Origin of the sequence: Klebsiella terrigena (assembly GCF_012029655.1) — a bacterium.
GTDB classification, from domain to species: domain Bacteria; phylum Pseudomonadota; class Gammaproteobacteria; order Enterobacterales; family Enterobacteriaceae; genus Klebsiella; species Klebsiella terrigena.
In genome coordinates, this window is record NZ_CP050508.1 from 452398 (window position 1) to 465148 (window position 12751).

The 12751-nt window shown below is 54.6% G+C and carries 12 protein-coding genes; 1 reads left to right on the top strand and 11 read right to left on the bottom strand.

The window, feature by feature from the left end; translation table 11 throughout:
• Positions 1-110: 110 nt before the first annotated feature.
• The 3 genes from HCK03_RS02165 to HCK03_RS02175 all read right to left on the bottom strand — a co-directional run bounded on the left by HCK03_RS02165 (position 111) and on the right by HCK03_RS02175 (position 4889).
• A complete protein-coding gene (locus HCK03_RS02165) occupies positions 111-332 on the bottom strand; it encodes a lipoprotein (RefSeq protein ID WP_041147475.1) in 222 nt (73 codons plus the stop codon).
• A 293-nt stretch (positions 333-625) separates the two neighbouring features.
• Complete coding sequence (locus tag HCK03_RS02170) at positions 626-3736, bottom strand: efflux RND transporter permease subunit (protein WP_167691077.1); 3111 nt, start codon at positions 3734-3736, stop codon at positions 626-628.
• Between the two features lie 13 nt (positions 3737-3749).
• Positions 3750-4889, bottom strand: a complete 1140-nt coding sequence (locus tag HCK03_RS02175) for an efflux RND transporter periplasmic adaptor subunit (RefSeq protein ID WP_167691078.1) — start codon at positions 4887-4889, stop codon at positions 3750-3752.
• A gap of 381 nt (positions 4890-5270) precedes the next feature.
• Between HCK03_RS02175 and envR the strand changes: the two genes are divergently transcribed.
• Positions 5271-5903 carry an acrEF/envCD operon transcriptional regulator gene (envR, locus tag HCK03_RS02180; RefSeq protein ID WP_167691079.1) on the top strand — a complete coding sequence of 211 codons (633 nt, stop codon included), beginning with the start codon at positions 5271-5273 and terminating at the stop codon, positions 5901-5903.
• Between the two features lie 109 nt (positions 5904-6012).
• On the opposite strand, the gene fis is transcribed toward envR, so the two are convergent.
• The 8 genes from fis to aroQ all read right to left on the bottom strand — a co-directional run bounded on the left by fis (position 6013) and on the right by aroQ (position 12645).
• On the bottom strand, positions 6013-6309 hold the full coding sequence (fis, locus tag HCK03_RS02185; protein ID WP_003855228.1) for a DNA-binding transcriptional regulator Fis: 297 nt from the start codon (positions 6307-6309) through the stop codon (positions 6013-6015).
• Positions 6310-6334: 25 nt separating this feature from the next.
• Positions 6335-7300 (bottom strand): tRNA dihydrouridine synthase DusB, encoded by a 966-nt coding sequence (dusB, locus tag HCK03_RS02190; RefSeq protein WP_041147471.1) that lies wholly within the window; start codon positions 7298-7300, stop codon positions 6335-6337.
• Between the two features lie 358 nt (positions 7301-7658).
• Positions 7659-8540, bottom strand: a complete 882-nt coding sequence (prmA, locus tag HCK03_RS02195; protein ID WP_041147470.1) for a 50S ribosomal protein L11 methyltransferase — start codon at positions 8538-8540, stop codon at positions 7659-7661.
• 11 nt (positions 8541-8551) lie between these two features.
• On the bottom strand, positions 8552-10003 hold the full coding sequence (panF, locus tag HCK03_RS02200) for a sodium/pantothenate symporter (protein WP_076946530.1): 1452 nt from the start codon (positions 10001-10003) through the stop codon (positions 8552-8554).
• Positions 9993-10235, bottom strand: coding sequence for a YhdT family protein (locus HCK03_RS02205; protein WP_041147468.1), 243 nt, complete (start codon positions 10233-10235; stop codon positions 9993-9995). Before HCK03_RS02205 ends, panF begins: the two co-directional genes overlap by 11 nt.
• A gap of 110 nt (positions 10236-10345) precedes the next feature.
• Positions 10346-11695, bottom strand: coding sequence for an acetyl-CoA carboxylase biotin carboxylase subunit (accC, locus tag HCK03_RS02210; RefSeq protein WP_041147467.1), 1350 nt, complete (start codon positions 11693-11695; stop codon positions 10346-10348).
• A 10-nt stretch (positions 11696-11705) separates the two neighbouring features.
• Entirely contained in the window at positions 11706-12170 is a 465-nt protein-coding gene (gene accB, locus HCK03_RS02215; RefSeq protein WP_041147466.1) for an acetyl-CoA carboxylase biotin carboxyl carrier protein, read from the bottom strand.
• A 22-nt stretch (positions 12171-12192) separates the two neighbouring features.
• On the bottom strand, positions 12193-12645 hold the full coding sequence (aroQ, locus tag HCK03_RS02220; RefSeq protein ID WP_041147465.1) for a type II 3-dehydroquinate dehydratase: 453 nt from the start codon (positions 12643-12645) through the stop codon (positions 12193-12195).
• Positions 12646-12751: the final 106 nt, after the last annotated feature.

The following is a 12751-nucleotide window of genomic DNA, read 5'->3' on the forward strand; positions in this document are numbered from 1 at the left end:
GGTTTTCATACCCTGTCGTCCACGAAAAAGGGCCCGGTCTCGCGACCCGACCCTTATTTATATCCGTTCTCTCACTGGAGAGTAAACCCAATCCAGTGGAACGGTAATGATTAACGGGTCAGCGCTACAATTCCCAGCGTTAATCCAGCCACTGCCGCCGCGCCGCCGGCAATTGCCCCAGCCGTTTCCCAGTTATCCTGAGTCGTGCCTTTCATGCAGGTGTTGGTATGAACTAGCCTGCCTTCAGAATCGTAGACCGGCACGCAGGGAGAGTCATGCGCGCAGCCGGCGAGTAAAGTTGCCAGCAGCGTCACTAAAATAAATTTCTTCATGATATTACCTCTGAATAGTCCGTTTTACTGCATCGGGTGAGATACACGACGGAATAGCCTATTTTACCATCGCTGATACAGAGGCCTGATAGAGGAAATTATCTCAATTTATGAGCTACGTAAATGTCATGGAGATAAGCGGGGAATTGCGTAGAAAAGATGTAGAACAAAATAACGAAATAAAGGCAGGGGCTGCCGATCTTATCATTATTGAATATAGTAAATTTAATTTAACTAATTGAATAATAGTAATAAAAAAGGCGCCAGCGCGGCGCCTTTGAGGAGGAGATACGCTACTTCTCGCGTCGGGTAAAGCGGCCCCTTACCACCACGAAAAATACCGGTACGAAGAAGATTGCCAGCAGCGTAGCGGTTAACATCCCGCCCATCACGCCGGTGCCCACCGCATTTTGCGCCCCGCTTCCGGCGCCATGGCTAATAACTAAAGGCAGCACCCCGAGTATAAAGGCTAATGATGTCATGAGGATCGGACGCAGGCGCATACGCGATGCCTCGAGCGTCGCCTCGATAATCCCTTTGCCTTCTTTATCCATAAGATCTTTAGCAAACTCGACGATCAGAATGGCATTTTTTGCCGATAAGCCAATCGTGGTTAATAAGCCGACCTGGAAATAGACATCATTATTGAGCCCACGAAGCGATGCCGCCAGCAACGCCCCAACAACCCCTAAGGGCACGACCAGCATCACCGAGAAGGGGATTGACCAGCTCTCATAGAGCGCGGCGAGGCACAGGAAGACAACAATCAGGGAGATGGCGTAGAGCGCAGGCGCCTGGTTGCCGGAGAGCCGTTCCTGATAGGACATTCCCGTCCAGTCGTAACCGATACCGGTCGGCAGCTTGCTGGCCAACTGCTCCATCAGGATCATTGCGTCCCCGGTACTTTTACCCGGCGCGGCCTCGCCGAGAATTTCCATCGAAGGCAAGCCGTTGTAACGCTCAAGTCGCGGAGAGCCATAGACCCAGCGCGACGTGACGAACGACGAGAACGGCACCATTTCACCGTTGGCGCTGCGCACATACATATTATTGATATCATTCGGCAGCATACGGAAATGCGCATCAGCCTGAACGTAAACCTTTTTCACCCGACCATGGTCGATGAAATCGTTAACGTAGTACCCGCCGAGGGCGGCAGAAATCGTTTCGTTGATATCCGCTAATGAAATCCCGAGCGCCTGGGCCTTCTCCTGATCTACGTCGAGCTTAAACTGCGGCGTATCCTCCAGCCCGTTTGGCCGCACGCGCACCAGCTGGTCCGGATGCTGCCTGACCATGCCCAGCAGCTGATTACGCGCCTGGGTTAGTACGCTATGGCCGAGGTTGCCCTGATCGACAAGCTCAAAGTCAAAACCCGTTGCGGTACCGAGTTCGATAATGGCCGGCAGATTGAACGGGAAGACCATGGCGTCCTTAATCTGGCTGAATGCAACGGTGGCTCGTTTGATAATCGCCTCCACGCCGTTCTCTGCTCCACTGCGTTGTTCCCACGGTTTAAGGCTGACGAAGGCCATGCCGGAGTTTTGCCCCTGACCGCTGAAGCTAAAGCCGTTGACGGTAAAGACGCTCTCGACGTTGGCCTTTTCATTATGCAGATAGTAGTCGGTAACGGTATCCAGCACTTTCTGCGTTCGCTCCTGCGTAGCGCCGGAAGGCAGCTGGAGCATGGTCATAAACACGCCCTGATCTTCATCCGGCAGGAAGGAGGTTGGCAGACGCATAAAGAGCACGGCCATCCCCACGACGATGAGCAAATAGATAGCCAGGTAGCGTCCGGTACAGCGAAGGATCCTGCTGACGCTGTTGGTGTAGTGGTTAACGCTGCTGTCGAACCTGGCGTTGAACCAACCGAAAAAGCCTTTCTTTTCATCATGGTTGGCGGAAGAAGGCTTTAGCAAGGTGGCACACAGCGCCGGCGTCAGGATCAGCGCAACCAGCACGGAGAGCGCCATGGCCGAGACGATGGTGATAGAGAACTGACGATAAATGGCGCCCGTGGAGCCGCCAAAGAAGGCCATGGGTACAAACACCGCTGACAGCACCATCGCGATGCCAACGAGGGCGCCCTGAATTTGCGACATGGACTTTTCGGTCGCTTCCTTCGGCGAAAGCCTCTCTTCCACCATCACGCGCTCGACGTTTTCCACCACTACGATAGCGTCATCTACCAGCAGCCCTATCGCCAGCACCATGCCGAACATCGTCAGGGTATTAATGGAGTAGCCGAATGCGGAAAGCACCGCAAAGGTCCCGAGTAAAACAACCGGGACTGCGATGGTGGGAATGAGCGTTGCGCGTATATTCTGCAGGAACAGATACATCACGAGGAACACGAGGACGATGGCTTCAAACAGCGTTTTGACCACCTCGTGAATCGATATTTTCACAAACGGCGTGGTGTCGTACGGATAGACAACCTTCATCCCCTGCGGGAAATAGGGCTGCAGCTCGGCAAGCTTTGCCTTAATCGCCGCTGCGGTATCAAGGGCATTGGCGCCGGTTGCGAGCTTAATCCCGAGGCCGGAAGCCGGCTTACCGTTAATTTTCGCCACCACGTTGTAGTTTTCGCCGCCCAGCTCGATACGCGCGACGTCTTTCAGATGGACCACCGAACCGTCGGCGTTCACCCGCAGCGTTACCTTGCCAAACTCTTGCGGATCCTTCAGGCGGGTTTGCGCGATGATCGAGGCGTTCAGCTGCTGGCCCGCCACCGCCGGCGTTCCTCCAAGCTGACCGGCGGCAATCTGATCGTTTTGTACCTGCAGCTGGTTGATGACGTCGACCGGCGTCAGGTTATATTTATTCAGCAGATTACTATCAAGCCACACGCGCATCGCGTACTGGGCGCCAAACAGCTGCACATCGCCAACGCCGTTGAGACGGCTAATCGAATCCTTGACGTTTGAGGCGACGTAGTCAGAGATATCATCCTGAGCGGTATTGGGATTATCGGAAATGAAGCCTGCAACCAACAGGAAGCTGCTGCTGGATTTCTCGACGCTAATCCCCTGCTGCTGCACCTCCTGCGGCAGCAGCGGCGTAGCAAGCTGTAGCTTGTTTTGTACCTGGACCTGGGCAATATCCGGATCGGTACCTGACCGGAAGGTCAGCGTGATGGTGACGCCGCCTGCAGAGTCACTGGTGGAGGACATATACATCAGGTTGTCGATACCGTTCATGTTCTGTTCGATAACCTGCGTCACGGTATCCTGTACGGTCTGAGCATCGGCGCCGGGATAGGTGGCGGATACGGCAACGGCCGGAGGAGCAATTGTCGGATACTGCGCAATGGGCAGCTGCATAATCGCGAGGCCGCCGGCAATCATCATAATGATCGCCAGTACCCAGGCGAATACCGGGCGATGGATAAAAAACTTAGACATAGTGATTCATACCTTATTGTGCGACGGGTGCCGCGGTATCCTCTGTGGCCTTCACCGTCGTACCCGGGTGAACCTTCTGCAGGCCGCTGATGACAACTTTGTCACCGCTTTGCAGGCCGCGGGTTATCAACCAACGATCGCCGATTGCCTGGGATGCAATAACGTCGCGGGTTTCAACCTGGCCGTGGTCGTTGACCAGCATGACGGTGGCATCACCGCGCGGCGTGCGGGTTACCCCCTGCTGCGGCACCAGAATCGCCTGCGGATCCACGCCTTCATCGATGCGGGCGCGGACGAACATCCCCGGCAGCAGGCTGTGCTGCGGGTTTGGGAAGATGGCGCGCAGGGTGATGGAGCCAGTGCTTTCATCTACCGTCACGTCGGAGAATTGCAAAGAGCCCTTGAGCGGGTAAGGCTGGCCATTTTCCATGACCAGCTGAACGTTCTGCATATCGCTGCCGCGCTGCAGGCTCTGCTGCTTGAGGTGCATAAAATCGCTGCTGGATTCAGTGACGTCGACGTAAATGGGGTCAAGCTGCTGGACTGTGGCCATCGCCTCGGCCTGGCCGTTGGTGACCAGAGCGCCCTCGGTGACGCTGGATTTACCGATACGTCCGACGATAGGCGAGGTGACTTTGGTATAGGCAAGATTAATGCGCGCGCTTTCGACCGCCGCTTTTGCCGCCATCACGTCGGCATCGGCCTGGCTGGCCGTTGCCAGCGCCTGATCGTACTCCTGGCGGCTGATGTACTGCGTCCCGAGCAGAGGAAGATAGCGCTTAACCGTGAGGTGCGCGATGGTGGCTGCCGCGACGGCTTTAGCCTCATCACCCTTCGCGCTGCTGTAGGCGGCCTGATAGGTCGCCGGGTCAATTTGATAGAGCGGCTGGCCCGCCTTTACGTCGCTCCCCTCAATAAAGCTGCGTTGCAGGACGATCCCGCTGACCTGAGGACGAACCTCCGCGACGCGAAATGCCGACGTGCGGCCCGGCAGCTCCGTGGTGACGGATAGCGGTTCGCTGCTGACAACATGGACGGTGACCTGCGGTATTTGTGCCGGCGGCTGCCCGCTGTTTGAATTATCACAGCCGGTGAGCAGGAGCGCTGTGATAATTAGGCTGGATAAAAGTGTAACCCTGGCGTGACTCGTCATTACCGTTCCTTATAGATTCCGCACCCTGTTCGGCTACGAACCTGTGAAAGAAATAGAGAATAAAAAAGCAGACCGGTATCCTACAAATAAACATCGGTGGATGTAAGGAATAGTTATTTTTGGAGTAACGCAAGGGCACGCAAAAACAAAAAAATGCGAATTTATATTTTAAGAATGACCTTATTATTAACAACGAGCTTAATAACATTTGTCATGTGAATGTATTATTACTTATTCATTCTTTATATGCATTAGTTGGGCGTGATATCTCAAGGGGGAATATCTCCCTTTTTGCTAAGTAATATTAATTAGAGAATGCTAGATTTAATCCCGTCTCAATACTCCCACTATTCCGCTGTTCGGCAGCAGGTGAAGCAATGTATGGTCAGAAAAACAAAAGAAGAGGCGCTACGCACGCGCCAGCTGCTGATTGACGCAGCCATCCGGCAGTTTGCGCTGCGCGGGGTGGCGAACACGACGCTTACGGACATCGCCGATGCCGCCGGCGTAACCCGCGGAGCGATATACTGGCATTTCTCGAGCAAGTCACAGCTGTTTAATGAAATGTGGCAGCAGCAGCTCCCGCTGCGAGAGCTTCTTCCACCGCCGGCATCACAAATATCCGCAAGCGATCTTCTGCATCATTTAAGAGAGAAATTTATCCGCGGCCTGCAGTATATTGCCGAGGATCCGCGGCAGCGCGACCTGATGCAGATTCTCTATCATAAATGCGAGTTTGCCTGCGACATGATGTCTGAACAGGATATTCGGCAAAAAATTGGGTTTAGCTATCCCACTATTCGCGAGATTTTAGCTGAGTGTATCCGTAACCGTTTATTACCTGCGGAAACAAATATTGAATTAACGTTAATTATATTACACGGATCTTTTAGCGGTATTATTAAAAACTGGCTAATGGCGCCGCAGCGATTCGATCTCTATCAGCAGGCGCCGCTGCTGGTGGATAATATTATGTCGATGCTCTGTGTACCGAGTCGTCGGACGACGAGCTAGCTCAGAGGGGTTAGCAGTCTGCTGCGGGAAGGGGGGAAACGCGAGGCAGTAAAAAGGCGCTTCCCCATGCCGAAGAGCGCCTTTTATTCAAGCAATTAACTGACTAGTATCAGTTCATGCCGTATTTCTTCAATTTTTTACGCAGCGTACCGCGGTTGATGCCCATCATCAGGGCAGCACGGGTCTGGTTACCGCGGGTGTATTGCATCACCATGTCCAACAGGGGCTGTTCTACTTCAGCCAGTACCAGCTCATACAGGTCACTAACGTCCTGACCGTTCAGTTGAGCAAAATAGTTCTTCAGTGCCTGTTTAACCGAGTCACGCAGGGGCTTTTGAGTTACCTGATCCTGAGAGTTAACGGTAGAAACGGTCAGTACGTCAGAATTTACGCGTTGTTCGAACATAGTTCTGTCAGCTCTTTATTTCTGTTTACGCAAAATTTTCGAAGTATGCCTCCAACGCCTCCAGCTGATCGCTGGCATCCTCTATGGCGTTGAATGTGCGCCGAAACTGGTCATTTGGAGCGTGCTCCTGGAGATACCAGGAAACGTGTTTACGCGCAATTCGGTACCCTTTTGCCTGACCGTAAAAGTCATGCAATTCCCGAACGTGAGCGCAAAGCAAGCGCTTAACCTCTGCCAACGGCAGGGGGGGCAGCAGCTCTCCAGTGTCCAGATAATGCTGGATTTCCCGAAAGATCCAGGGTCTTCCCTGAGCTGCGCGGCCTATCATAAGGGCATCAGCCCCCGTATAGTCGAGCACAGCTCTGGCTTTAAGCGGGTCAGTAATGTCACCATTCGCGATAATCGGAATGGAAACTTTCTGCTTAACTGCCCGAATACTGTCGTATTCAGCGTCTCCGTTAAACAAACAGGCGCGCGTGCGTCCGTGAATAGTCAGAGCCTGAATGCCACACTCTTCAGCCAGTTGGGCAATTTCTACACAGTTACGGTGTTCCGGCTCCCAACCGGTGCGAATCTTGAGTGTCACGGGAACGTCCACTGCCTTGACGACCGCCGTCAGGATTAACTTCACCTGCTCGGGATGCTGCAAGAGGGCTGAACCTGCGAGCTTGCGATTCACCTTTTTCGCCGGGCACCCCATATTAATATCAATAATTTGGGCACCGCTTTCCACGTTAATACGGGCGGCTGCGGCCATCTCTTCCGGTACGCTACCGGCGATTTGCACGGTACGAATACCGGGCTCATCAACGTGCACCATCCGTAAACGGGACTTGTCGCTCTCCCAAACCTGAGGGTTGGAGGACATCATCTCGGAAACGGTTAAACCTGCTCCCATCTCATAGCACAGCGTCCTGAATGGTCTGTCAGTAATGCCAGCCATAGGTGCTGCGATCAGGCGATTTCTAAGCTGGTAGTGTCCGATGCGCATGAGTTAAGAAATGACCATACTGTGACTGCAAGGCGGCGTATATTACGCATTTTTTGCACGAGATGAAAGGCCAAACTTTGAGCAATCCCCTGTCACAGATCAATGAATCCAGGGGTAACGAAAATACCATGGATAAATTATCATATTAATCATTGCGTTAATGCAAAGTGGATAATTTGTGTCCAATTATAAAATCGTAAAACTTATCTATTTTTCTTAGAAAAATGGGGTCATTGGCGGCATAAAACGCTGTTTTTGTAGCCAAAAAAGCGCTTCGTAATGCGATCTGGCTCCCATTTCTTGACGTCATTCGGCGGTTACTGGAAACAAAAATGCGGCCCGCAGGCCGCATTCGCGCTTACTTGCGCTGGCCGGTAATCCGGCACCACTCTTCTTTTTCAACCACCGGGTCGAGATTAAAGCGATCGGCGTAGGCTTCACAGACGCCGTCAGCCTGGCTGGCAAGGATCCCGGAGAGGCCCAGCAGACCGCCTGCAACGGGCAGGACGCTGATTAACGGAGCCAGCTCGCGTAACGGGCCGGCCAGAATGTTGGCGACCACGACGTCGGCGCTGAGAGCCTCTGGCTGATCCTGAGGTAAATAGAGCTCCAGACGATCCGAGACGCCGTTACGCTCGGCGTTATCGCGGCTGGCCTGAATCGCCTGCGGATCGATATCGATACCGATGGCCTTAGCCGCGCCGAGCTTCAGGGCAGCAATCGCCAGGATGCCGGAACCGCAGCCGAAATCAATAATCGTTTTACCCGCCAGATCCAGCCCATCGAGCCACTGCAGGCACAGGGAGGTCGTCGGGTGGGTACCGGTACCGAAGGCGAGGCCCGGATCGAGCATCACGTTCACCGCGTTGGCATCCGGCACTTCACGCCAGCTTGGGCAAATCCACAGCCGCTCGCCGAAGCGCATCGGGTGGAAGTTATCCATCCATTCGCGCTCCCAGTCTTTGTCTTCCAGCTGCTCGATTTTGTGCGCGAAGCCGGCGCCCAGAAGGGGATGCTGCTCAAGGATAGCAACGACTTCGTTCATGTCGCTCTCTGCATCGAACAGGCCGGTCACGTCGGTGTCGCCCCACAGGCGGGTTTCCCCCGGCAGCGGTTCGAATACCGGCGTATCGTGGGTATCCTGGAAGGTGATAGAGACGGCACCGGCCTCCATCAGCGCATCGCTTAAATCTTCAGCGTGTGCGCCGGTCGTGTTCAGTTTCAGTTGGATCCATGGCATGGCAAAACTCTTTATTTATCAGTAGTCATAATAGGGGCTGGTGGGACGGGCTGACCGAAACGGTTGCCAATCACAAAAGCCAGCAAGCTTAACAGCAGCGAGGGCACAATCGGATGAAAGCCCAGGTACTGAATATTGAATGTCGCCAGCACGGCGTACAGCACGCCGCCAACGATCATGGCGCTGAGGGCGCCGGTAGCGTTAGCGCGCTCCCAGTACAGGCCCATCACCAGCGGCCATAAGAACACCGCTTCCAGACCGCCGAAGGCCAGCAGGTTGAGCCAGATGATCATCTCGGGCGGCCGCCAGGCTGCCAGCATCATCAGGATCCCAATGACCAGGGTGGTGGCGGTGGAGATCCTTTTCAGCTTTTGCTCATTATGCTTTTTGGCAGGCTGAGCGCTGAGCCAAAGATCTTTAATGATCGTAGCCGATGCCTGCAATAAGTGGGCATTAACGTTCGACATGATCGCCGCCATTGGCGCCGCCAGGAACAGACCCGCGGCCCACGGTGGCAGCACCTGGACCATCAGCGTTGGGATCACCTGATCGGGGACGGTGAGGTGCGGCAGAACCGCGCGGCCCAGCGCACCCGCGAGGTGCATGCCAAACATCAGCAGCGCGACGACCACGGTACCGATGATGATCCCCCGGTGAACGGCTTTGCTGTCTTTATAAGAGATGCAGCGTACGGCGGTATGGGGCAGGCCGATAACGCCGAAGCAGACCAGCACCCAAAACGAGGTCATAAAGGTCGGAGTAAGGATTCCGTCTACGCCGTGCGGCGATACCAGCTGCGGATCTATCTTCTGTAAGGTATCGACGGCGTGATGCAGACCGCCCGCAGCGTGGACAACCCCGACCAGCAGCACGATAGTGCCGATCAGCATGACCATACCCTGCATGGTGTCATTGAGCACGCTGGCGCGAAAACCGCCGAACGCGGTGTACAGAGCAATGGTGATCCCGAAGATCAGCAGGCCGTTTTCATATTTGATTCCCGCCGCAGTCTCCAGCAGGCGCGCGCCGCCGATAAACTGCACAGCGATCGCCCCGACGAAGGCTACCAGCAGGCTGATGCTGGCGATCCAGACGACGGCGCGGCTTTGGTAGCGGGCCTGCAGCATGTCGTTGAGGGTGATGGCGTTATAGCGTCGCGCCAGAATAGCGAATTTCTTCCCGAGGATCCCCAGCGAAAGCCAGATCGTCGGTACCTGGATCATCGCCAGCAGCACCCAGCCGAGCCCGTACTTATAGGCAGCGCCGGGCCCGCCGATAAATGAACTGGCGCTGATGTAGGTGGCGGTGAGCGTCATGGCCAGCACGAAGCCACCCATGGAACGGCTGCCGAGGAAATACTCGCTGAGAAAGCTGCCGCTGCTGCGTTTGCGCATGGCGTAAAGCGACAGGCCGAAGACCACGAACAGATAGGCAATCAGGATGACGATGATTTCAAGCTGCATCGCTATCCTCCAGCGGAATGTCGCGGAATACGAAACGCACCATCGCCCAGCACAGCAGGATAAATATCAGAGGCACCAGCAGGCAGGCCATTTCGAACCAGTGCGGCAGCCCGGTTATGCCGATAGCGCTGTCCGGGAGATAGGCCGCAGCCAGCCAGGCGGCAAGATAGAGAAGGGTCAGCCACAGCGCCCAGCGCGCTTCTTTGTGGGCCTGAACAAACCGATTGTCCATTTTTTAGTCCCAGGAGGATGAAGAAAGCGGGGATTGTACCGCATGGAAAAGATGAGGGGAGAGAAAAAGAAAAAAGGCCGGATTATCCGGCCTTTTGCAGCGATGCAGGATTATTTTTCCTGCATACCGAGCTTTTTCTCCAGATAGTGGATATTGGTACCACCATGCTGGAAGTGCTCGTCATTCATGATGCGAATCTGCAGATCGACGTTAGTTTTGATGCCGTCGATGATCAGCTCCTGCAGCGCATTTTTCATGCGTGAAATGGCCACATCACGGTTTTCGCCGTAGCAGATAAGCTTGCCGATCATTGAGTCATAGTACGGTGGCACGGTGTAGCCAGCGTAGATATGAGACTCCCAGCGAACGCCAAAACCGCCCGGCGCGTGGAAGCGGGTAATTTTACCCGGGCTCGGCAGGAAGGTATTCGGGTCTTCGGCGTTAATACGGCATTCAACCGCATGGCCACGCACCTGAACTTCTTCCTGCTTGATGGACAGCGGCTGGCCTGCGGCAATCCGCAGCTGCTCTTTAATCAGGTCAACGCCGGTGATCATTTCTGTTACCGGGTGTTCAACCTGAATACGGGTGTTCATTTCAATGAAGTAGAACTCGCCGTTTTCGAACAGGAACTCAAAGGTACCCGCCCCGCGATAGCCGATATCGACGCAGGCCTTGGAGCAGCGCTCGCCGATGTAGCGACGCAGTTCCGGAGTAATACCCGGCGCCGGCGCTTCTTCGACAACTTTCTGGTGACGACGCTGCATGGAGCAGTCGCGCTCAGCCAGATAGATAGCGTTACCCTGGCCATCAGCCAGTACCTGGATCTCGATATGACGAGGATTTTCCAGGTATTTCTCCATATACACCATGTCGTTGCTGAAAGCGGCTTTCGCTTCAGCTTTGGTCATGGAGATGGACTGCGCCAGCTCGGCATCGCTGCGCACAACGCGCATGCCGCGACCGCCGCCGCCGCCGGAGGCTTTGATGATAACCGGGTAGCCGATGCGTTTCGCATGGGCGCGGTTAGCGTCCATGTCGTCGCCCAGCGGGCCATCGGAGCCAGGAACGGTTGGTACGCCGGCTTTCTTCATGGCGGTAATCGCCGACACTTTGTCGCCCATCAGACGAATAGTGTCAGCCTTCGGGCCGATAAAGATAAAGCCGGAACGTTCAACCTGCTCAGCAAAGTTGGCGTTTTCCGAGAGGAAGCCATAGCCCGGGTGAATCGCCACCGCGCCGGTGATTTCAGCCGCGCTGATGATCGCCGGGATATTCAGGTAGCTCTTAATGGACGGAGCCGGGCCAATACAGACCGTCTCATCCGCTAACAATACGTGTTTTAAATCGCGATCCGCAGTGGAGTGTACAGCAACGGTCTTGATGCCCAGTTCTTTACAGGCACGCAGGATACGCAGTGCAATCTCGCCACGGTTGGCGATAACAATTTTATCCAGCATGTTCGCCTCGTTACTCGATGACTACCAGCGGCTCGTCAAATTCTACCGGTTGGCCGCTTTCGATCAGAATGGCTTTCACCACGCCGGCTTTGTCGGCTTCGATCTGGTTCATCATTTTCATTGCTTCGACGATGCACAGAGTGTCGCCCACGTTGACTTTCTGGCCGATTTCCACAAACGCTTTAGCGTCCGGGCTCGGGGTGCGGTAGAAAGTACCGACCATCGGGGAACGTACGATGTGACCACTGATTTCCGCTTTCGCCGGGGCTTCTGCCTGCGCGGCTGCCGGTGCTGCGGCAACAGGTGCCTGTGCCTGCATCATCGGAGCGGCATAAGCCTGCTGCATCACTGGATAACCGGTGTTCGGAGCTGAGCGGCTGATGCGCACAGACTCTTCGCCTTCAGAAATTTCCAGTTCGTTGATGCCAGACTCTTCGACCAGCTCGATCAGTTTTTTAATCTTACGAATATCCATGAGTGGGTTCCGTACTCTTTGTTTAGTGTGATTGTGACAGGCGTTTTACCGCCGTCTGTAAAGCGTATGAATAACCGTCCGCCCCCAATCCACAGATAACGCCTGCGGCGATATCCGACAGATAAGAGTGATGACGGAATGGTTCGCGGGCATGCACGTTGCTCAGGTGGATCTCGATAAACGGGATACTCACCGCAAGTAGCGCGTCGCGGATTGCCACGCTGGTGTGCGTAAACGCGGCCGGATTAATCAGGATATAGTCGACAGCGTCTTTAGCCTGATGAATTCGGTCGATTAACGCGTACTCCGCGTTTGATTGCAGGTGATCCAGCGCCACGTTCAGAGCCGCAGCTTCTGATTCCAGACGGTTAACAATCTCAGAAAGCTTGAGGGTGCCGTACTTCTCAGGCTCGCGTGTACCAAGCATGTTAAGGTTGGGTCCATTCAAAAGCAAAATGCGAAACTTGTCAGCCATTGTGCGGCTATCTCCTGCCATTCTCGGGTAAAAAACAAAATATACCTTCGAAACGCGCTTGTCACCTTTTCAGGGCGTAAAAACCCCTCCAGGAAAACCAAAGTCG